We start from the raw sequence: 18807 nt of genomic DNA on the forward strand, positions 1-18807 counted from the left end.
TCTGAAGTTTTTGCTAGACATTGCTTTTCGAGGGGCTCTACAAGCCCATGGAATATTCGGTGGATAAGAATTTCAAGGGGCTAGAGCATTGGTCGATAGTTACGCAGAATTGCTGATCGGCTTGTCTATGGGGAAAAGAAGGCTTGGTATGGAAGTCCCAAGCCTTAGGTATATCAATGATTTAGTGGCGTAAAAGGTTAGATAGCTTGGGGTTTGGTTTGTCGGATGCTTTAAATAGAAGTGCTGTTCGACCAATTTCCTGTATTATTTGGCTTTGAGTGATCTCGCTAAGCTCGCTAATGGTCTGCTTCCTCATTTCCCGGTCGGGAATGTTCAAACGTACTTTAATGAGTTCATGGTCGTTTAAAGCTCGGTTCACTTCATTTACAACCGATTCTGACAGGCCCTTTCCTGCAATGGTCGCTACGGGTTGCAGCTTATGTCCAATGGCTTTGTAGAGTTTGGCCTGGCGTTTATCAATAGGCATATGTTTTGCTCAATCGCTTTACGTAATGTGCCAAATTATAAAGTATTTTAGTTTTATTTCTTATGGCTAAATCGAAAAGTAGTAATCGCTGGATGAATGAACATTTGAGCGATCAGTACGTCAAAAAGTCGAGGGAAGATGGCTATAGATCAAGAGCCAGTTATAAACTTGTTGAACTCAACAAGAAGGACAGATTATTACGCTCTGGCAACGTGGTTGTTGACCTCGGTGCTAGTCCGGGCGGGTGGTCGCAAGTCGCAAAGGAATTTGTTGGGCCCGGCGGCGTGGTTGTGGCCTCTGATCTATTAGCTTTTGAGCCTCTAGAGGGGGTTTCTTTCATTCAAGGGGATTTTAACTCTCAGGAGGTCTTCGATCAGCTGACTCAGTTACTCAATGGGCGAGGAGTAGACCTTGTAATGTCAGATATGGCCCCCAATATGACAGGTATCAGGGATATAGATCAGCCAGCGTCAATGAATTTGGTTGAGCTGGCTCTTGATGCAGCTCTACATATGTTGTCTCCTGGGGGAGCTTTCGTTGCGAAGGTTTTTCAGGGGGAAGGTTTTGACAGCTATGTAGCAGAGGTTAAGTCGAGTTTTAATCAGGTTTTCATTCGCAAGCCCTCTGCATCCAGGTCCAGGTCGAAAGAAATTTATCTGGTAGCGAAAGGCTTTTCTGGCCTCTGATTCGTAAAAGTGATAAGAGTTTAATCTAGAAATCAGGCTTTAGTTTTAATATGCCTGTATACTGAAAGGTCAGGGTAGAGACTTGGTGCGCCAATCCTGTATGGCCACCACCTACTGACCGATATAGATAGGTGAGGATGTTCATTTGAACGACATGGCTAAAAATCTGGTCTTGTGGTTGGTTATCGCAGCCGTTTTATTGGCTGTTTTCCAAAATTTCAACCCGCAGACTTCTCAAGAAACGCTGACGTACAGCGATTTCGTTGAAGAGGTTCAAAGCGATCAGGTTCGAGAAGTTTCTGTCAACGGTATGGTTATTGTCGGAACTCGGCATGACAACTCCCGGTTTGAGACAATTCGTCCCCAGATTTCTGACGACAAGCTAATGGACGACCTTCTTAATCACAATGTCGTGGTTAAGGGACAAAAGCCAGAGCAGCCGAGTTTATGGCAGCAACTATTGGTGGCAAGTTTCCCTATTTTGCTGATTATCGTTGTGTTCATGTTCTTTATGCGTCAAATGCAGGGAGGAGCTGGCGGTAAAGGTGGGCCGATGAGTTTTGGCAAGAGTAAGGCCAGGCTTCTTGGTGAAGACCAAATAAAAACGACATTTGCCGATGTGGCTGGTGTTGATGAAGCAAAAGAAGAAGTTCAGGAGCTGGTGGAATACCTTAGAGATCCCACGAAGTTTCAACGACTGGGCGGTAAGATTCCCCGTGGCGTATTAATGGCTGGGCCGCCGGGAACAGGTAAAACCCTTCTAGCAAAAGCCATTGCTGGTGAAGCAAAGGTCCCGTTTTTCTCAATCTCTGGTTCCGATTTCGTGGAAATGTTTGTTGGTGTCGGAGCATCTAGGGTTCGGGATATGTTCGACCAAGCTAAGAAGCAGGCGCCTTGCATTATTTTTATCGACGAAATTGATGCCGTTGGCCGTCATCGTGGTGGCGGCCATGGCGGTGGTCATGACGAGAGAGAGCAAACTCTCAATCAGTTGCTTGTTGAAATGGATGGCTTTGAAGGCAACGAAGGAATTATTGTTATAGCAGCTACTAACCGACCTGACGTGCTCGACAAAGCGCTTCTTCGTCCAGGTCGCTTCGACCGCCAGGTATTCGTTGGTTTACCGGATATACGTGGCCGCGAGCAAATTCTTAAAGTCCATATGCGTAAAGTCCCTCTTGATGAAAAGATCAAAGCATCCATCATCGCCCGAGGAACTCCCGGATTCTCAGGGGCTGATCTGGCCAATCTAGTAAATGAGGCCGCTTTGTTCGCTGCTCGGGCTAATAAACGACTCGTTACTATGGAGGAGTTCGAAAAAGCCCGGGACAAAATCATGATGGGTGCCGAACGCAAATCTATGGTGATGGGCGAGAAGGAGAAGGAAAACACAGCCTACCATGAAGCCGGGCACGCTATTGTCGGCAAACTGGTGCCGGAGCATGACCCAGTGCATAAGGTAACAATTATTCCTCGTGGCCGAGCCCTCGGTGTTACCCAGTTCCTGCCTGAAGATGACAAGTACAGTATGAGCAAGCGTGGATTAGAGTCCCAGATTTGTTCTCTTTTCGGTGGAAGAATTGCAGAAGAGATGACGCTCGGGTTTGAAGGCGTTACAACAGGTGCTCAAAACGATATCGAAAGAGCCACGAGTCTCGCTCGTAATATGGTAACCAAGTGGGGGTTGTCCGAAAAGTTGGGGCCCTTGCATTATGGTGAAGATGAAAACGGTATGCCTGGTAGCGGGGGCGCTATCAATTATTCCGGTGCCACTTCGAATACGATTGATGAAGAAGTCCGGCGTATCATCGACTCTTGTTACGAAAAGGCGAAAAGTTTGTTGGAAGAGCATCGTGATGTGCTTGAGGCGATGAAGGATGCATTGATGGAATATGAAACCATAGATGCAGAGCAAGTAGACGACTTAATGAACCGCCGTAAGGTTCGCCCTCCCAGAGATTGGCATGACGATGATTTCGGTGGCAAAGTACGGGATGAGGATCCTGACAAGTCTAACGATTCTGAATCTCCAACCTCTCCTATTGGTGGTCCCCTCAAAAACCACTGATTCTCTTCAATATGAGGCTTCTTATGGAAGCCTCATTGCTGTTCAGAGTAATCAATGCATACTCTTGTAAGTGGTTCCAAGACGCTGGATTTGTTACGTCCAGTCGTTATGGGAATTCTTAATGTTACACCGGATTCTTTTTCAGACGGCGGACGTTTTTACAGCGACGTACTGGATGTCGAAGACGTCTGGCGGGCCGCCGAGTCGATGTTAGATGATGGCGCTAAGATCTTGGATATAGGTGGCGAGTCAACTCGACCGGGCGCCGAGTCAGTATCTGAGAGCGAAGAGCTAGCCAGAGTGATTCCTGTGGTGAAGCGACTTCGTGCGAGCACTGATGCGTGGATATCTGTTGATACAAGTTCTCCTGAAGTCATTCGCCAGGCTATCCTAGCGGGCGCAGATTTAATCAATGATGTTCGGTCTTTAACTCGCCCTGGAGCTTTGGAGGCTGTGGCGGACTCAGATGTTGCGGTTTGCATTATGCATATGCAAGGTGAACCGGACGCGATGCAGGTTGCTCCAAGCTACAAGGCCGTCGTGGAAGAAGTCTACGAATTTCTTGAACGCAGAGTCGAACAATTGGTCGAAGCCGGAATAGATCGTTCTCGTATTTTGGTTGACCCAGGGTTTGGGTTTGGAAAAAAGACAGAGCACAATTTCGCGCTTCTTGCAGAGCTTCAAGCGTTCTCCAAGTTAGACTTGCCAATTCTTGTCGGTATGTCGAGAAAGTCGATGATCGGCCATACGACGGGGCGTGGTATTGAAGGTCGGTTGGCTGGAAGTCTGGCTGTGGCACTGTTGAGCGCACAGGCCTCAGCTCATGTTATCCGAGTTCACGATGTTTCTGAGACTTCTGATGTATTGAAAATCTGGCGGGCCTTCGAGGATGCCAAAAAGGGTATGGAGCCCAAAGAATGACACGAAAATATTTTGGGACTGATGGTATTCGTGGTCGGGTCGGCCGGGGAGCTATTACACCTGAATTTGTGCTTAGGCTGGGTTGGGCTGCGGGACGTGTATTTGCCGGCAGGAAAACCGGTAATAACCTTATTTTGATTGGCAAAGACACCCGTATATCCGGTTATATGTTTGAATCCGCTCTCGAGGCCGGGCTGATTGCTGCAGGTGTGGATGTGCGTTTATTGGGGCCTATGCCAACCCCAGCGGTTGCCTATTTGACTCGCACCTTTCAAGCGGATGCGGGCATTGTGATCAGCGCTTCTCACAATCCCTTTTATGATAATGGAATCAAATTTTTCTCTGGTGAGGGCGAAAAGCTCCCAGATGAGGTGGAATTGGCCATCGAGTCATTGCTGGATGCTCCAATCAACACTGATGAGAAGTTGGGGAAGGCGCGTAGGATCGTAGATGCCGCTGGACGTTACATCGAATTTTGCAAAGGAACTGTTCCCTGGGGGTTCAACCTTTCAGGCATGAAGCTTGTTCTTGACTGTGCGAATGGTGCCACTTACCACATAGCGCCTTCTGTTTTTCAGGAGCTGGGTGCCGCTGTTACTGCTATCTCCACCGATCCCGACGGTGAAAATATTAATCGTTCCTGCGGATCTACTGATCCTGCTCGCCTGAGGGAATCCGTTGTCACTGAAGGCGCAGATTTGGGAATTGCTTTCGATGGGGATGGGGATAGAGTCATTTTTGTTGATCATGAAGGGGAAGTCGTCGATGGGGACGAGCTTCTTTATTTGATTGCCCTGGATCGTTCCGGAAGCCGAGGTGGTTGTTCAGGCGTGGTTGGTACCTTAATGACGAACTACGGTTTTGAGCTGGCGATGCGTGAAATGGGTATTCCATTTGAACGGGCAAACGTTGGCGATCGATATGTGCTTGAAAAGATGAAGCAACACCAGTGGGAGCTGGGTGGTGAATCATCCGGGCATATAATTTGTAGCGACGTCACAACCACTGGCGACGGCATTGTGTCCGCTTTGCAGGTGTTGATGGCTGTGGTCCACAGTGGTCGACCTCTATCAGAGCTTAAGCGTGGTATGTTCAAGTTTCCCCAGACGATGATCAACGTTAAAGTCACTGACAGCTCCGGATTGGAACGATCGAAAGTTATAGCGAAGGCTGTTGCAGACGCGGAGTTTGCACTTGATGGTGCTGGGCGTGTACTTTTGCGGCCTTCTGGCACTGAGCCAGTTGTCCGCGTCATGGTCGAAGGGCGCGACGATCATTTGGTTAAGAGGCTCACAGCAGAAATCGCGGAAGTTGTTGAGCGCGAGTTGGCTTAAAGCTGCAGATTACTGGTTGTTGCTTTGGGCTGAGCGTTATAATTTTGTGAAGTGATCAAATCATTAAAATTTCCGCATTAATCTGCGCGGTGCATTGTAATAGAGAGTAGGTTCCGCTATCATCTGCCGCCCTTAGCGGAGCCGACTTAGGATTTCACAGAAAAGGATTCGATTTTCATGCGTGAGAAACTAGTTGTTGCTAATTGGAAGATGAACGGCAATTTGGCTGTTAATAAAGCTTTGGTATCTTCATTGATAGAAACCACTGCAAAATTAACGGACGTCAACATTGGTATCTGTCCTCCTTCAATATATTTGTCTCAAGTAGAGAAGTTATTGGATGGGACATCTCTGAAGTTAGGGGCGCAAGATATAAGCGCCGCTGAGTCGGGTGCATACACCGGCGAGATTGCTGCCTCCATGCTAAAAGAATTTGGTTGCTCTCAGGTAATCGTAGGGCATTCTGAGCGTCGTCAGTACCATGGTGAGACTGACGATGTTGTGGCAAAGAAGTTTGTCGCAGCTAAAACCGCCGATTTGACACCAATTTTTTGTGTTGGTGAGACCTTAGAAGAGCGTGAGTCTGAAAAGACTCTTGAAGTTATTCAAAGGCAAGTAGCCGCGGTGCTCTCACTTGTGAGCTCAAGTGGGATTGATGGGGCGGTAATCGCTTATGAGCCCGTTTGGGCCATAGGTACTGGTTTAACTGCAACACCAGATCAAGCTCAGGAAGTGCATAAGTATATTCGCTCTTTATTGGGTGATGCTGCTGATCGTGTTTCTATTCTGTACGGCGGGAGCGTTAAAGCATCCAATGCTGCAGAGTTGTTTGCAATGCCAGATATCGACGGCGCCTTGGTTGGAGGTGCATCGCTTAAGGCGGATGAATTTACGGCAATTTGCCAGGCGGCAAATTCGTTAAAAGGGTAGTGAAGGTTTGAGTGTAGAAAAGATCGTCCTCATCGTTCACCTTGTAACGGCTATAGCAATTATCGGATTTATTCTGATACAGCAAGGCAAGGGTGCAGAAGCAGGAGCATCATTTGGTGCAGGTGCATCGCAGACTGTATTTGGCAGTCAGGGAAGCGGGAACTTTTTCACGCGTACTACTGCGATATTGGCAACGATTTTTTTTATTACCAGCTTTGGGTTGGCAATTATTGCCAAACAGCAAGCTAATGTAACCTTGACCGAAGGAGTTCCTGTTGTAGAAGATGCAGCAGATACCCCATCTATGAATATTGAGAAGCCTGCTTCTGATATTCCCGAGGGGCAGGGTGAAATTCCTGCAGCTGATGTTCCTGATAATGCTGGAGATGTTCCAAGCACAGAGAACTGATTCTGTGATCGAGAAAGTTTAATGCCCAAGTGGTGGAATTGGTAGACACGCTATCTTGAGGGGGTAGTGGCGTAAGCCGTGCCGGTTCAAGTCCGGCCTTGGGCACCATGTTGAGTTTTGCGATTTGTATTGGCGCCGAGTCAGTGTATTTTTCGTGAAGCTAAAGTCCGCGTGATGTTTTCGCAACTTATTGAAAATAAATGTGAAAATATCGGTATTTGATGTTGCTTCTGGTGAAATCACTACCTATAATACGCGGCCTTGGTTGATGACGCATCTGATGCCAAGTCTCTAGTGCGGGGTGGAGCAGTCTGGTAGCTCGTCGGGCTCATAACCCGAAGGTCGTTGGTTCAAATCCAGCCCCCGCTACCACTTACAATCTATTTGATTAGGTTGTCTTGGGAAATCTTCTACATTCTTAGCAGTTGCTTTCTGGCAAGTGTAAAAAGTCTCTTAGCGCTTCAATTTCGCTTTCAGCCATATCTAGTTCGCCAACCGCTTGCGAGTGATACATCTCTAGTCCGTTGTCTATCTCCACTTCAAGTCGAATGTGCTGTTCTTTGCAATTCAGCAGGTCGCCAGCATAAAAAAGAGTTGAGCGTGTAGGGATAGCTCCATGAATTTGGTAAAGGCTTTTGCTCGAATTGCGTTGAGTGACGACCGCATCTAAAACGTTCCAGTTAAGGGCTTTTGCTAATACTGAAAATCTCTCGCGCTTTTTTTTGCAGATATTTAAAACGAAGGACGTATTAGGGTTAAGTCGTTGACTGATGGTAGCTAAAAGAGTGCTGGCGGTATTTCCTTGCCAGAGAATTACTCGATGTTTATTTCTGCTGAGGCTTTGCTCTACAGTAAGCAGTCGCTCTGCGGGAGATCGTTGGTCGATCGGCTTATGGAGGCGTGAGTTGCTATACAGGTGGTGTTTCGCAATATATTCCTCCACGGCATCCGGAACGAATCCTCGAAGCGGCAGGGCCTGTTGTATACGGCGGCGAACTTCTGTTGATGAAATGGCCCTGCGCGGCATAGGTAAAAAGGTGAGGTTTATTCTAGCGTCATAAGTGCTGAGCGCTACATCTTTGCGAGGAGCGCAGGCAAACGTTACTCGTGAGCAAAGCCGATCAAAACCTTTCCAGTGATGTAATTTGTCCAGCCCATCATCACCCATCAGAAAGTAGAAATCGCTATCCGGCCATTGCGGGGCGATCGCCTCTATCGTATCGATGGAAAATGTCACCCTCTCTTGCAGCGCTTCATGATCACAAACTCGGAACTTAGGCCGTCCGGCAGTTGCGAGAGTCACCATATTCAGGCGATGTTGGCCTGAAACTAATTCGTTAGCTTGCTTCAGGGGGGGCTTGCCTGCAGGTATAAATATAACTTGGTCCACGTTAAGTGTGTCTATGGCGCTTTGAGCAAGCTGTAGGTGTGCGTTATGAATTGGGTTAAAGGTTCCGCCGTAGAAGGCGATCTTGCGTTTTGACATGGGTCGGTGTTGGCAAAGGCGGTTTACGTCAACCAATAAGATCGTATTAAAGCCCCATGATGACAAGGCTGTGCATCGGATGCAAACATCAAGAAAGGAAATTGAGGACGTGGTAAAGCGGTAGATTAAGGGGGCTGAGTAATCGCCCTATAAGCTTAAGCGCATAGGGCGAAGGGGAAGGAATCTGTTAGTCTCCAAATTCTCGTATCAGGTGGCCAATGGTCTCCTTTGCGTCGCCAAAGAGCATGCGGGTGTTTTCCTTAAAGAAAAGGGGATTGTCGATGCCCGCGAATCCAGAGGCCATCGAGCGTTTCAGTACAAATACGGTGCGAGCCTGGTCGACGTTAATTACCGGCATGCCGTAAATGGGACTGCCTTCCATTTCCCGGGCGGCTGGATTGACCACATCGTTGGCACCGATGACGATAGCGACATCCACGGTTTCCATACGAGGGTTGATATCGTCCATTTCCAAGAGCAGATCGTAAGACACGTCGGCTTCAGCAAGCAGTACGTTCATATGCCCTGGCATGCGGCCCGCAACAGGGTGAATACCGTAGACGACCTCCGCGCCATTTTCTTCCAGAAGCTCTTGCAGTTCTTTGACGACGTGTTGTGCTTGAGCAACGGCCATGCCATATCCAGGAATAATAGCGACGGAAGATGCGGCTTCTAAGACATAGTAGGCATCGTCGGCGCTCATGGGCTTAATCTCACCTTCGATTTTCATTTCGGTGGTTTTAACCGCACTGAACCCACTGAAGAGCACATTGGACAGTGAGCGATTCATGGCTTTACACATGATTTGCGTAAGAATGATCCCCGAGGCACCGACTAGTGATCCGGCAACAATCAATAAATTATTATGAATCGCGAAACCTGCCGCACAGGCGGCCAATCCCGAATAGCTATTAAGCAAGGAGATAACCACCGGCATGTCTGCCCCGCCGATAGGGATTACCGCAAGCACTCCAAAGAGCAGTGACAGTAAGATGGCGAGGTAGAGAAACCCAGTTAGCTCTGGATTACTGGCGTAAAAAAGCCCGCAGATAACGACGGCGATGATAATCGCGCTGTTGACCAGGGACTGTTTTTGAAACATGAGGGGGCGACCGGGTAGTTTTTCGCTCAGCTTCCCAAACGCCACCAGGCTGCCTGTAAAGGTAACCCCGCCGATAAATACGGAGAGGAAAATCGTTGTGCTGACGAGTCCGTTTGCGGTGGGGCTGATCGCTGCCCAGCCGACGAACAAACTGGCTAAGCCGCCAAATCCATTAAACAGGGCCACCATTTCTGGCATGGATGTCATTGCGACGGTGCGGGCAGCGTAGGCGCCGATTGCTGAACCCATCAAAATGCCGACGATGATCCCGCTGTAGTCAACGATACCTTTATCAAACAAGGTGACGATGATGGCGAGCAACATCCCGATAGAAGAAACGGTGTTGCCTTTGCGAGCTGTTGCGGGGGAGCTCAGTAGTTTAAGACCATAGATAAATAATCCGGCGCTTATGACATAGCAGAAGCCGGTAAAGCCTGAATTGACCATTACTTATTATCCCCTTTTTTCTTAAACATACCGAGCATGCGGTCAGTGACCATATAACCACCGACAACGTTTATCGTGGCAAAGGCAACTGCTGCAATCCCTAAAAAAGTCGAAAAGGTCAGATCTTCTGACTGGCCCGCCAGAGATAGTGCGCCGACTAACGTTATTCCAGAAATGGCGTTAGAAGCTGACATGAGAGGCGTGTGTAAGGTTGCTGGCACCTTGTTAATAAGCTCGAAGCCAAGAAATATGGAGAGCATGAGAATAAAAGACAGTGCAACGAAAGAGTCCATGAATTTACTCCTGAGCTTCGTAGTGTTTTTTAATGACATCGTTTTTTAGCTCGCCTTGGTGTGCGATAACGCAGCCGCTGATGTCATTTTCAAAATCGAGCACAAAGGCTTTGTCGTCTTTGTTCCAGAATTCATCGAGAAGGTTGAACAGGTTTGAGGAATACATTTGGCTGGCATCGCGCGGTACTTCATTGGCCCAGTTGCCCGTCCCGACGATTTTCACGCCATTTTCCGTGGTAACAATATCGCCAGGAGACGATCCTTCAACATTGCCACCGGTTTCTGCGGCCATATCAACAATCACAGAGCCGGGTTTCATCGCTGCAACGGCATCGGCGCTGATGATTAATGGCGGTTTGCGCCCGAAGACCTGTGCTGTGGTGATGACAATGTCAGAGTCGGCGATTTCCGCTTTTTGCCCCTCTTTCTGTTTTTCTAATTGCTCCGGCGTCAGTTGTACGGCGTAGCCATCTTTCGTTTGCCCGGTTTCTCCCAGGTCGATTTGTAGAAATTTAGCGCCCACAGATTGCACTTGCTCCGCGACAACCGAGCGAGTATCGAACGCGGTTACCTTGGCACCAAGGCGTTTGGCCGTGGCAATTGCTTGAAGGCCAGCAACGCCCGCGCCAATGACAAAGACTTTTGCGGGCTTCAGAGTTCCTGCAGGCGTCATCATCATGGGCAGTATGCGGTCGAGCTCAGACGCGGCTTTTAGAACCATGACGTAACCGGCGAGATTTGCTTGGGAGCTCAGCGCATCCATTTTTTGGGATCGGGTGCTACGCGGAATCATTTCCATGGAAATGCCCGTGATCTTCCTAGACATCATCGCCTCAACTAAACCTTTCTCATTGAAAGGATCGAGATAGCTAATGGAAATGGTACCTTCTCGTTGAAGGTCCAGTTCTTCGATCGTTGGTTTGTGCAGGCGAAGGACGATATCGGCATCGCCGAGTAGAGCGTCTCTCTGTTCGACAATCGTTGCTCCCGCTTCTTCGTAGGCGCTGTTGTCGAATCCAGCACCTAGCCCCGCGCCGGCTTCAATGGCGATTTCGGCGCCCATGCGGGTTAGTTTCTTAACGGTATCCGGGATAAGGGCTACCCGGTTTTCGTTTGCATAAGTCTCTTTTGGGACAGAAATGAGCATTTCGCTGATCCCCGTGTCAGTTATCGTAATGATGTGAATGAGTACAGAGTACGTTAAAGGTTTTCAGTCGAAGCGCTGTGTTGCCGTCCGATAGCCGCTCGGCTGAAATGAGTGAGGTGTAATTAGTTGTCGATGCTTTCCATGATCTTTACTCGACTGATTCAAAAATGGTCCTGGAATAACCCTGTACTGTCGTTGGGTTGTTAAACGGGGATCGTAAGCCTGCGAGCTAAATTCTAAAGTTTGCTTCCTGCCGACCTACGGGGTTAACGTTAACTTACTTTTTAAATTCGCGCAAAATATTCTATTACGGTGATGATTATATTCTTAAATCATACGGTTAGCGTTCTGGTGCGATATTCGACGCCAGTCGAGGCCAAAAGTAACCTGTACTTTAGGATGGAAAGCCCCGGTTCTGGGGGACTTTTTTTAACGTTACTTAGTTGAGCTTTTAAATTTAACCACTATTTTTCGGTGGGGTTCTTGTTTTTGGTCAAAGGACGGATGCTAAAAAATTCTATTAAAGAAATGGTATCGGTACGTGAGATTACCGATAAATTTATTACGACAGTTATGGAAGATAGCGTTTTTGTTAGCGCTGTCATTTGTGTTTTGCCACTTTCTTTTTTGGTCAGTTCCGAGGTTTTTTACGTTGCTCTTAGACGTCTGTATTGCTGTGGGGATATGCCAAACACTTTTTTGAATTGGCGTGAAAAATAAAGCGGATCGGAATAGCCGAGGTTTGCAGCAATTGTTTTTATAGCAGTTTCTGAGTCGTCCAGTTGTTCGCAAGCCCTTTCCATTTTCAAATGAATAAAGTACTGGATAGGTGTTTGTCCCGTCATGTCTTTAAAACGTCTAATAAAATGAAATTTTGATAGGTTTGCGAGGCTGGCTAGATCTTCGAGGTCCAATTCATTTTGCAGGTGGTGCTGCATGTGTTGGATGATCGCCTCCATGCCAAAATGGGGGTTTAATGCTCGTTGTTGTGCGGCGTTTATGTTTCCTATTTCAGTAAGTAGCCCTTTCAGAAGGTTGGATTTCTGGACATAGTGATTAAAGAGAAACGCTTGCTGTTGAATCAGTAAGCGTTCAAATCCTGCAATCAACTCTGCTTTTAATCCCACTTGGGATGTGGGGGGACCAATTCCAGTAAAGCTCGAATAGTCGCCGGCACGGCTCCCGATAAAATGCACCCAAAAAATCGTCCAGGGGGTGTCTTCATTAGCCCAATAGTGGTGATGCATTCCAGGGGGGAGCAGTGCTGCGTCACCACTTCGAATCGCAGATTTACGTCCGTTGATCATCAAAGAGCCCTCGCCACTGATGCAGTAAATCAAGAGGTAAGTGTCGTGATTGTCGCGTTGCATATTGTGCATGCTGGCTTTGGGGTAGTACCCCATGGCGAGAGGTACAAGGTCCTCGCTCAGGGGGTGTTGTTGCAGGCGAGATATGATGGCCTGCGGGATAACTTGCCGAATACCTTTTGTGGAAAGGGGCCAAAGTGAGGTTATGCGGTCTTCTGACAAATTCGGCTCTCGAGAAGTCATGTAAATCCTCATAAGAAAAATTCAGCCCTGATGCTGGGCTAGGGCAATTCGTAAAAGCTCAAACTTGGTCCGCAATATTGTCCATATTGTCAGCAATTTTCTGAATTCTAAGGGCGAAATTGCCATGTTTCAATGCCGCAATAAATAACGAAATAACTGACGGGCATCTGCTATGACTGAGAACTCCACGACTGTTTTTCCATCCCGCCTGCCGTTGTATATTGGCGGTGAATGGTGTCCCAGCGAATCCAAAAAAACTCTGCCAGTCACCAATCCTGCTACCCAGGAAGTGTTGACTGAGGTTCCGTATGCCACAGAGTCCGAAGTCGACGCAGCGGTTGTATCTGCCGCTGAGACTTTCAAGAGTTGGAAGGATGTCTCTGTCCCAGCTCGGGCTCGCATCATGCTGAAATACCAGGAACTCCTTAAAAAGCACCACGATGAGCTCGCAAGGATAATTTCTCAGGAGCTGGGAAAGACGTTTGAGGATGCAAAGGGTGACGTATGGCGTGGTATTGAAGTTGTCGAACACGCTGCAAACATTCCTTCTCTATTAATGGGGGAGACGGTTGCCAACGTCGCAACCAAAATTGATACCTATTCCTACATTCATCCTATCGGGGTATGTGTTGGTATCACGCCATTTAACTTTCCTGCGATGATCCCGTTGTGGATGTTTCCTCTTGCGGTTGCCTGCGGTAACACGTTTATCCTTAAACCATCGGAGCAAGATCCTCTGACGCCGATGCGGCTTATTGAGCTGTTCGAAGAAGCGGGTGCGCCAAAAGGTGTTGTTCAATTGGTGCACGGCGGTGTTGATCAGGTTAACCAATTACTTGATCACCCAGACGTCCAAGCCGTTTCATTTGTTGGCTCGGTGCCTGTTGCGAAACACATCTATCGCCGGGCGACCGAGAATTTGAAGCGTGTGCAAGCATTTGCTGGCGCAAAAAATCACATGGTTGTCATGCCGGATGCACAGAAGCAGCAGGTCATCAACAACATTGTTGGAGCGGCTTGTGGCGCGGCCGGGCAGCGTTGCATGGCGATTTCAGTTGTTGTTTTGGTGGGGGGCTCGCGGGATTGGGCTGACGAAATCGTAGAAGCTTTTGGCTCTGTGAAACCGGGACATTACAGTGATGCGCACTCCGCTTATGGTCCACAGATCAGTCCTGCCGCAAAAGACAGGGTGCTGGCTGCAATTGCAAAGGGTAAAGAGCAGGGAGCCACCTGTCTGTTGGATGGCTCGGATTGTGTTGTAGATGGCTACCCTGACGGAAATTGGATTGGTCCCACCGTCTTTAGTGGCGTGACACCGGAAATGGATTTGTATAAAGAAGAGATTTTTGGTCCGGTATTGTGCTTGGTTGAGGTAGACACGCTGCAGGACGCGATCGAGCTGGTCAATTCCAATCCTTACGGAAATGGTACGTCAATTTTTACCGCGTCCGGTGGCGCGGCCAGAACCTACCAACATGAAGTTGAAGTTGGTCAGGTTGGAATCAATGTACCCATTCCTGTGCCTCTGCCGTTCTTCTCATTCACTGGTTGGCGCGGCTCCTTTTTCGGTGATCATCACGCTTATGGTAAGCAAGCTGTCCGGTTCTACACCAAAACCCAGACGATTACGTCACGTTGGTTTGATGATGATGTGGCCAGTGGTCCCAACATGTCGATCAATCTGAAATAGTGGTAAGACTCAATCTAGCCAGAAGGAAAGACACGTATGAATTTTGGTTTGAGTGAAGATCAGCTGGCATTTCAGGAGGCTGCCCGAGCTTTTGCCCAAGGGGAAATGGCCCCTCATGCCGCACTCTGGGATGAGGAGAAGATTTTCCCGCGAGATGTTATAGCCGCGTCTGGCGAGCTGGGGTTTTGTGGCATTTATTCTCCTGAGGAGTGTGGAGGGCTGGGTTTGTCGCGACTTGACACCACCATCATTCTGGAAGAACTCGCTGCCGCATGTACGTCTACAGCCGCGTTTATTTCCATTCACAATATGGCTACATGGATGTTGTGTACCTGGGGTTCCGACGATCTAAAGTCTGATTGGGCGGAAGCGATGACACGTGGTCAAAAGCTGGGGTCCTATTGTCTTACGGAGCCCAATGCGGGTTCCGATGCGGGCTCGTTGCGTTCGACGGCTAAGCGCGACGGAGACGACTATATCGTCAACGGTGGCAAGATGTTTATCAGCGGCGCCGGCAGTACCGACATTCTCATTGTTATGTTGCGCACGGGAACGCCGGAATCGGGTGCTCGAGGTGTGACCGCTTTTGCAATTCCTTCAGATTTGAAGGGCATTGAATTTGGAAAGAATGAAGTGAAGCTTGGCTGGAACAGTCAGCCGACGCGTGCCATCAGTTTTGATAATGTAAGGGTGCCAGCCAGCTACCGTTTGGGTGACGAAGGTGAAGGCTTCAAAATCGCAATGCGAGGTATCGATGGGGGGAGGATAAATATTGCCACCTGTTCTATCGGTGGAGCTCAGGCATGTGTCGACATCACGCAAAAATACATGCGAGAGCGGGTGCAGTTTGGGAAGGCAATTGCGGACTTTCAGGCGTTGCAGTTTCGCTTTGCCGATATGGTTACGGAGTTGGTTGCTGCGCGACAGATGGTGCGCATGGCGGCCAGCCGACTGGATGAGGAACATCCGGAAAAAACGGTTTATTGTGCTATGGCCAAGCGGTTCGCAACCGATGTTGGCTTTGACGTGTGTAATCAAGCCCTACAGCTCCATGGCGGATATGGTTATCTTCGCGAATACCCTATTGAACGATATTTAAGAGACGTTCGGGTTCACCAGATCCTGGAAGGAACCAACGAAATCATGCGTTTGATTTCCGCTCGCCGGCTGCTGCAGGACGGCGCAACAGAGGATATAAAATGAGTTTGCTTAAACTAGAAAGGCGCGGTCATACCGCCATTGTGACAATGAATAATCCTCCGGCGAATACCTGGACGCCAGAGAGTTTGAACCAGTTACAGGAGTGGGTTGGGGAGCTCAACTCAGACAAGGAAAATTATTCTCTAATTATTGCAAGCGAGAGTGAAAAATTTTTCAGTGCTGGTGCCGATCTCAATCGATTTAACCATGATGACAAGGGACTGTCTTTTGAATTTGCCAATGCGTTTGGGCGAGCTTTTGAGGCCTTGGCTTCCTATGAAGGCGTCTCTATTGCCGCGATAACCGGCTATGCCATGGGTGGAGGCTTGGAAGTCGCGCTTTCCTGCGATTTACGTGTCGCCGAAGAGCAAGCTCAAATGGCGCTGCCAGAGGCGAGCGTGGGATTGCTTCCCTGTGGTTTAGGATCGCAGCAGCTGCCTTGGTTGGTGGGAGAGAGCTGGGCAAAGCGCTTGATTCTTCTGGGAGAGCGAGTGAAAGCGGATAAAGCGCTCGAAATTGGACTTATTGAAGAGTTGGTGCCAACAGGGGGAGCGATTGAGAAAGCCTTAGAGCTTGCCGCTAAAGTCGAAAAGCAAAGTCCAACCTCAGTGCGCTATTGTAAGCAACTGATTATGGCCGCCAGGCAGCAACCCATGGCAACTGCTTTTGTTCAAGAGCGAGAGCTTTTTGTGAAACTGTGGGACAGCGAAGATCAGAAAGAAGGGGTGTCTGCGTTCGTTGAGAAGCGAGCGCCTGTGTGGAAAAACCGTTAGGAGTAACGGATCTATTCGTCCGTATTAGATAAATCGCGAAGTGTGGAGTGTTATGAGTAGTTCAGATGAATCTCCGGTACTTTTTCAAACCCTTCCGTCAGGTGGAGGGTATAAGATCGGCCTTGCCGTCCTCAATGCTCCGAAGTCTCTCAATTCTCTGTCCCGAGCAATGGCGGACAGCCTGCTGTCACAGCTGCGTGTCTGGCAGGATGACCCGGCGATAGCTTGCGTGGTTCTGCGGGGTTCCGGTGATAAGGGGTTTTGTGCGGGGGGCGATGTCGTCAAATTGCGGGAATCCTCTTTGGCCAATGATGGCGAGGCTGCGGCATTTTTTGAGCAAGAATACCGACTTGATTACCTTATTCATGTTTACCGTAAGCCGATTTTGGCATGGGGGCATGGCGTCGTTATGGGAGGTGGACTTGGGCTGTTGGCCGGTGCCAGCCACCGAGTTGTTACAGAGAGAACCCGGCTTGCCATGCCAGAGGTGACAATCGGTTTGTACCCGGATGTAGGTGGTTCATGGTTTTTAAATCGGATGCCTGGACGCTGCGGGCTATTTTTAGCATTGACCGGGGTCCCCATTAATGCTGCTGATACGCAGTATTTAGGGTTGGCTGATCACTATTTAAATCACAGTCAGTGGGACGGATTGGTGGAGCAGATAAGCGCGCTTAGTTGGGCGGCAGATGCGTCGAACCACCCTGCGCAATTAAGTGGTCTCCTACGGGATATGGAGGCTATTGCGGATGAGCGACCTGAATCTCCTGTTCGACAGCATTATGATCAAATCCAAGTTTTAACCCAGGGGGCAACACCGTCAGAATTGTTCGCCGACATTACCGCCTACAACGGTGATGATGAGTGGTTGAGCAAGGCGGCTAAAACGCTGGCTGAGGGATGTCCTACGTCTGTCGCCATTATCTATGAGCAGCTGCGGCGCACCCGTCATGCCTCGCTTAAAGAGGCGTTTGCGATGGAGCTGGTCCTCTCCAGTAATTGTATGAAATACCCTAATTTTGCAGAAGGGGTGAGGGCGCTGCTGGTGGATAAAGACCGGCAGCCAAAATTTGAGCCGACGACTCTGGCTGAAGTCACTGATGAAATTGTTGACGGACATTTTGTTTCGCCCTGGGGGGCGCAGAATCCACTTAACGACCTTTAATAATAAATGAAAGGATTTAAATTATGTCACAGACGGTAGCGTTTATCGGACTTGGCAATATGGGTGGGCCTATGGCGGCTAATTTAGCTGTTGCAGGTTTTCGTGTGAGAGCTTTTGACCTCTCTCAAGCTGCTCTGGACAAGGCCGTTTCGGCAGGGTGTGAGGCCGCAGACAATATGTTGGCCGCCGTGGATGGAGCTAACTTCGTCATAACCATGCTGCCATCTGGGCCAATTGTTGAGGCTGTATTTATCCAAGAGCAGAAGTTGTTGGAGTTTATAGCGCCGTCGGCACTCATTATCGATTGTTCGACTATTGCCCCAGAAGATTCCCGGCGGGTTGCTAAGGCCGCGCAGGAAAAGGGGCTTCGATTTATGGACGCTCCGGTTTCTGGTGGCACGGCTGCAGCCGCAGCAGGTACGCTAGCGTTTATGTGTGGTGGAGCCGATGCGGATTTTGAGCAGTCAAAAACGGTATTGACTGTTATGGGAGCCAATATCTTTCATGCCGGCGGTGCGGGGGCAGGATCTGTTGCCAAATTGTGCAACAACATGTTGCTGGCAATTCACATGATCGGAACCTGTGAAGCTTTGCAGATGGGGGTCAATAATGGCTTGGACCCTAAAGTCCTCTCCGAAATTATCTTGAAAAGCTCGGGATGCAATTGGTCGTTGGAAAAATACAATCCTTATCCGGGGGTGATGCCTAGTGTTCCGTCAAGTAATGACTATCAGGGTGGCTTTATGATCAACTTGATGCTCAAAGATTTAAATTTGGCGATGGATACCGCTCGCCAGAGTCGCTCCACCGCGCCGCTGGGCGCCCTGGCTCAGAATCTCTATTCTCTGGCTCAGAAAATGGATGAAAGAGAGGGGGTTAGTGACTTTTCCAGCGTCCTAAATCTCATGAAGTAGTAGCTGCCAATTGGCGACAGGTGGTTGAAGATTGTGCGGCTTAATTGGTATACTTCCTGACTGATCGAAGTCGTAAGGTTTTCTAAGGATGCCTTGGTCTTCTAAAGGCAGACAGGACATGATGTTGCCTGGGGGCGGATCGATACAGTGATTCGGTCGGAGTCGCCTATTCAAGGAATGTCGTTGTCCTCTGGCGGCAACGCAG

17 protein-coding genes and 2 tRNA genes are annotated in these 18807 nt (G+C 48.9%); 13 read left to right on the forward strand and 6 right to left on the reverse strand.

Going from position 1 to position 18807, the window contains the following annotated elements; genetic code table 11:
- Positions 1 to 181: 181 nt before the first annotated feature.
- The gene (locus ACXAFR_RS16345; RefSeq protein WP_475178739.1) at positions 182 to 487 is read right to left on the reverse strand and encodes a YhbY family RNA-binding protein; all 306 of its coding nucleotides are present in this window, start codon (positions 485 to 487) and stop codon (positions 182 to 184) included.
- Between the two features lie 62 nt (positions 488 to 549).
- Here ACXAFR_RS16345 and rlmE point away from each other — a divergent pair, with 62 nt between their 5' ends.
- The 8 genes from rlmE (at position 550) to ACXAFR_RS16385 (ending at position 7207) form a co-directional block, all read left to right on the forward strand.
- On the forward strand, positions 550 to 1173 hold the full coding sequence (gene rlmE / locus ACXAFR_RS16350) for a 23S rRNA (uridine(2552)-2'-O)-methyltransferase RlmE (protein WP_475178740.1): 624 nt from the start codon (positions 550 to 552) through the stop codon (positions 1171 to 1173).
- Between the two features lie 154 nt (positions 1174 to 1327).
- A complete protein-coding gene (gene ftsH, locus ACXAFR_RS16355) occupies positions 1328 to 3241 on the forward strand; it encodes an ATP-dependent zinc metalloprotease FtsH (RefSeq protein ID WP_475179043.1) in 1914 nt (637 codons plus the stop codon).
- A 54-nt stretch (positions 3242 to 3295) separates the two neighbouring features.
- Positions 3296 to 4162 carry a dihydropteroate synthase gene (gene folP / locus ACXAFR_RS16360; protein WP_475178742.1) on the forward strand — a complete coding sequence of 289 codons (867 nt, stop codon included), beginning with the start codon at positions 3296 to 3298 and terminating at the stop codon, positions 4160 to 4162.
- A complete protein-coding gene (glmM, locus tag ACXAFR_RS16365) occupies positions 4159 to 5496 on the forward strand; it encodes a phosphoglucosamine mutase (RefSeq protein WP_475178743.1) in 1338 nt (445 codons plus the stop codon). The genes folP and glmM overlap by 4 nt, the downstream gene beginning before the upstream one ends.
- Positions 5497 to 5673: 177 nt before the next feature.
- Positions 5674 to 6426: a triose-phosphate isomerase gene (gene tpiA, locus ACXAFR_RS16370; RefSeq protein WP_475178744.1), complete on the forward strand. Its 753-nt coding sequence runs from the start codon at positions 5674 to 5676 to the stop codon at positions 6424 to 6426.
- 7 nt (positions 6427 to 6433) lie between these two features.
- Entirely contained in the window at positions 6434 to 6835 is a 402-nt protein-coding gene (secG, locus tag ACXAFR_RS16375; protein WP_475178746.1) for a preprotein translocase subunit SecG, read from the forward strand.
- A gap of 23 nt (positions 6836 to 6858) precedes the next feature.
- Positions 6859 to 6943: transfer RNA gene (locus ACXAFR_RS16380), tRNA-Leu, on the forward strand.
- Positions 6944 to 7130: 187 nt separating this feature from the next.
- Positions 7131 to 7207 (forward strand) — tRNA-Met (locus ACXAFR_RS16385).
- 46 nt (positions 7208 to 7253) lie between these two features.
- Here the strand turns inward: ACXAFR_RS16385 and nadD are convergent.
- From nadD to ACXAFR_RS16410, 5 genes are all read right to left on the reverse strand, one after another.
- Positions 7254 to 8321, reverse strand: a complete 1068-nt coding sequence (gene nadD / locus ACXAFR_RS16390) for a nicotinate-nucleotide adenylyltransferase (RefSeq protein ID WP_475178747.1) — start codon at positions 8319 to 8321, stop codon at positions 7254 to 7256.
- Between the two features lie 187 nt (positions 8322 to 8508).
- Positions 8509 to 9870, reverse strand: coding sequence for an NAD(P)(+) transhydrogenase (Re/Si-specific) subunit beta (locus ACXAFR_RS16395; RefSeq protein ID WP_475178749.1), 1362 nt, complete (start codon positions 9868 to 9870; stop codon positions 8509 to 8511).
- Entirely contained in the window at positions 9870 to 10163 is a 294-nt protein-coding gene (locus ACXAFR_RS16400) for an NAD(P) transhydrogenase subunit alpha part 2 (RefSeq protein ID WP_475178751.1), read from the reverse strand. The genes ACXAFR_RS16395 and ACXAFR_RS16400 overlap by 1 nt, the downstream gene beginning before the upstream one ends.
- 4 nt (positions 10164 to 10167) lie before the next feature.
- Positions 10168 to 11310 carry a Re/Si-specific NAD(P)(+) transhydrogenase subunit alpha gene (locus tag ACXAFR_RS16405; RefSeq protein WP_475178752.1) on the reverse strand — a complete coding sequence of 381 codons (1143 nt, stop codon included), beginning with the start codon at positions 11308 to 11310 and terminating at the stop codon, positions 10168 to 10170.
- Positions 11311 to 11957: 647 nt separating this feature from the next.
- A complete protein-coding gene (locus ACXAFR_RS16410) occupies positions 11958 to 12860 on the reverse strand; it encodes an AraC family transcriptional regulator (RefSeq protein WP_475178754.1) in 903 nt (300 codons plus the stop codon).
- A 172-nt stretch (positions 12861 to 13032) separates the two neighbouring features.
- On the opposite strand from ACXAFR_RS16410, the gene ACXAFR_RS16415 reads away from it, so the two are divergent.
- From ACXAFR_RS16415 to mmsB, 5 genes are read left to right on the forward strand one after another with little or no spacing between them, the layout of a single operon-like run.
- On the forward strand, positions 13033 to 14550 hold the full coding sequence (locus ACXAFR_RS16415; RefSeq protein WP_475178755.1) for a CoA-acylating methylmalonate-semialdehyde dehydrogenase: 1518 nt from the start codon (positions 13033 to 13035) through the stop codon (positions 14548 to 14550).
- A 36-nt stretch (positions 14551 to 14586) separates the two neighbouring features.
- A complete protein-coding gene (locus ACXAFR_RS16420) occupies positions 14587 to 15753 on the forward strand; it encodes an acyl-CoA dehydrogenase family protein (RefSeq protein ID WP_475178756.1) in 1167 nt (388 codons plus the stop codon).
- A complete protein-coding gene (locus ACXAFR_RS16425; RefSeq protein ID WP_475178758.1) occupies positions 15750 to 16523 on the forward strand; it encodes an enoyl-CoA hydratase in 774 nt (257 codons plus the stop codon). Before ACXAFR_RS16420 ends, ACXAFR_RS16425 begins: the two co-directional genes overlap by 4 nt.
- Before the next feature lie 52 nt (positions 16524 to 16575).
- Positions 16576 to 17688: an enoyl-CoA hydratase/isomerase family protein gene (locus ACXAFR_RS16430; RefSeq protein ID WP_475178760.1), complete on the forward strand. Its 1113-nt coding sequence runs from the start codon at positions 16576 to 16578 to the stop codon at positions 17686 to 17688.
- A gap of 23 nt (positions 17689 to 17711) precedes the next feature.
- Positions 17712 to 18602 (forward strand): 3-hydroxyisobutyrate dehydrogenase, encoded by an 891-nt coding sequence (gene mmsB, locus ACXAFR_RS16435; RefSeq protein WP_475178761.1) that lies wholly within the window; start codon positions 17712 to 17714, stop codon positions 18600 to 18602.
- Positions 18603 to 18807 lie beyond the last annotated feature (205 nt).

The sequence above is a fragment of the Pseudomaricurvus sp. ABR4_320 genome (genome assembly GCF_056159445.1).